This window comes from Devosia sp. (genome assembly GCF_041917035.1).
Taxonomy (GTDB): Bacteria; Pseudomonadota; Alphaproteobacteria; order Rhizobiales; family Devosiaceae; genus Devosia_A.
On the sequence record NZ_JAYRYM010000390.1, the window covers coordinates 1 to 2,394 of the forward strand.

Sequence of the window (2,394 nt, forward strand, 5' to 3'; positions counted from 1 at the left end):
AGCCGTGCCAGGAGCGGCAGCATCAGGCCGAACTGGCCCGCATACTCGCCGGCGAACAGGGCGGTGAGTGCGTTCTCGCCGGCATTGTCGATCACCAGTTCCGCCTGCAGGCAGTCGATTTCCGGCTGTGCCCCGAAGCGGCTGGCGGCCAGCCGCAGCTGCCCGGGGTCGGGAATATCCTCGGCATCGTAGATCACCAGGTGCTCGCCGCGCACCAGCGGCAGCGCGTAGTTGAGCGCCTTCGGCTTGGTCGAGGGCAGCGCTTCCGGCACGACCACCAGTTCGAAGCGGGGGTCGTCGAGCATGCGTCGCACGGCATCCAGTGTCTGCGGGCTGCGCGCTTCCACGACGAACTTGATGTCGAGCTTGGCCGCCGGGTAGTCGATGGCCCGCATCGCGGCGGCCAGCTGATCGACCATGTGTGCCTCGTCGCGTAGCGGGATCAGCACGCTGTAGACCGGTAGTTCGGCGTCCGCGAGCGGCGGTGGCGTCGGGTCGGCGGGGGGTGGCGACAGCGCAGCCCAGAGGCGCAGCGCCGCGGGCGTGATCAGCACAACCGACACCAGCGGTACCAGCACCGGGCGCAGCACGAACGGCGATAGCGCCGCGAGCCCCACGACGACGAGGATGGCCATAACGAACAGTGCCCGCCGCAGCGGGACCAGGTCGCGATGGCCGCTCGCCGAAGGCCAGCGCTGCGACAGGCGATGTCGGGCCGCATCCAGCAGCAGCACCTCGCTCGCCCGTGCCAGGTTGGCGCGGATCGCATCCGGCGGCACCACGCAGAGCCGGCGCCGGAACGAAGGGTCGCCATCGGCATGCGCCTTGAGCGTCAGGAACTGTGCGAAGCGCGGCGCCGCAAACACCACTTCGCGCCCGAGCAGCCTGGCACGCAGCGCCCGCACCTCGGACATCGCGTCGAGCCGTCGGATCTGCGTGCTGCCGTCCACGAGGCGCGGGATGGTTTCGGCAAAGGCCAGTCCCGCCCAGTCCGCGGCGCGGGCCATCACTTCGGCGTTGCTCAGCCCGAACTGATGCGCCGCGTGGTCGAGCGGATCGACCTCGAGCCCGATGGCCACCTCGAGCTGCACGCGGGCCCCGGCCGCGTCCGCAATTCTGCCGGCCAGTATTGCCAGCATCAGGGCAGTCGCGTCCGACACGTCGCCCCCGGAGAATATGACTTCAATAATATAGAGTTCTAAGGATTAGTGATCAGCCGCGACGCGACGTCAATAGTGTTGTGCTCTCGGGCCCGGCCCCGGTGGCGGCGCCGGTTCTGCAAGTGCCTCGCCTTTGCTGCGATTTTGCGCAATATGCGGTGGCTCACGCCGCCGCCGGAATCCGATGCGCCTCCTCGTCTCAGCCCTTGCCGTGCTTCTTGCCCTGTCGCCGCCGGCCCTGGCCCAGGCCTTGCCCCATCACGTCGATCCCGGTGCGCGCGAGATCGTGCCCAATCTCACCGCGGTGCCGACCATCCGCTTCCTCACCACGGCAGATTTCCCGCCCTTCAACTTCCGTGACGACAAGGGCGAACTGGTCGGCTTCAACATCGATCTGGCGCGGGCGCTCTGCAACGATCTGTCCATCGCCTGTACCGTGCAGGCCTGGCCGTGGGATCAGGCAGCCCGCGCCCTCGAAGACAAGCAGGGCGACGCACTGATCGCCGGTCTCGCGATCACGCCAGAGAACGGCGCGCTTTTCGATTTCTCCAATGTCTACCTGATGCTGCCGGGGCGCTTTGTTACGCCCGTCGCGGCTGCCGGGGAGTTCGATCCCGCCAGCCTCGCCGGCCGGCGGGTCGCCGTTCGCCGCGCCTCGACGCATGCCGAGTTCGTCCGGCGCTACCTCGCGGGCGCCACGCTCGTCGACTTCGACACGGAGATCGCCGCGCTCGACGCGCTCCAGCATGGCCAGGTCGATGCCTTCTTCGGCGATGGCCTGCGCGCCGCGTTCTGGCTCAACAGCCATGTCGGCTGCTGCGATTTCGCCGGCGAGCCGTACTTCCGTCCGGATCTGTTCGGGGAGGGCTTCGCCATCGCCCTGCCGGCCGGCCACGACGCAGTCCGCCAGGCCATCGACTATGGCCTCGGACGGCTGAAGCGCTCGGGCGTGTTCGACGAACTCTACCTGCGCTGGTTCCCGGTCAGCTTCTACTGAACGCCGCGCCGGTCAGGCGCGCCGCATGCGCGCCCGCGCGCTGGCCTCGATCGCCGCCGTGACCAGCCGGTCGACCTTGAGCTTGTCGCGCAGCATCTCGAGCAGGCGCAGTTCCTCCTGCGGCAGGTGCAGGTCCACCACCGCAACTTCCACCGCGAAGGCATAGGCCGTGTCCTGCAGCCGATCCGGCAGCACTGCCACCGCCGCGTCCAGCACGCTGTCGAGCCCCTCGGCGTT

2 protein-coding genes and 1 pseudogene are annotated in these 2,394 nt (G+C 68.8%); 1 reads left to right on the forward strand and 2 read right to left on the reverse strand.

All coding sequences use genetic code 11. The features are described from left to right. Positions 1–1,160 (reverse strand): glycosyltransferase (locus tag ACE3TU_RS21440; RefSeq protein ID WP_374627886.1); only part of this gene is annotated, 1,160 nt, incomplete at its 3' end. Positions 1,161–1,344: 184 nt separating this feature from the next. On the opposite strand from ACE3TU_RS21440, the gene ACE3TU_RS21445 reads away from it, so the two are divergent. After that, complete coding sequence (locus ACE3TU_RS21445; protein WP_374627887.1) at positions 1,345–2,157, forward strand: transporter substrate-binding domain-containing protein; 813 nt, start codon at positions 1,345–1,347, stop codon at positions 2,155–2,157. A 12-nt stretch (positions 2,158–2,169) separates the two neighbouring features. On the opposite strand, the pseudogene ACE3TU_RS21450 reads toward ACE3TU_RS21445, so the two are convergent. Continuing rightward, positions 2,170–2,394 (reverse strand): annotated as a pseudogene (locus ACE3TU_RS21450) (cytoplasmic protein); the annotation flags it as partial.

Bases quoted from the DNA above. Each gene is read 5' to 3' on its own strand.
- ACE3TU_RS21445 (WP_374627887.1), top strand. From the start codon at position 1,345: ATGCGCCTCCTCGTCTCAGCCCTTGCCGTGCTTCTTGCCCTGTCGCCG.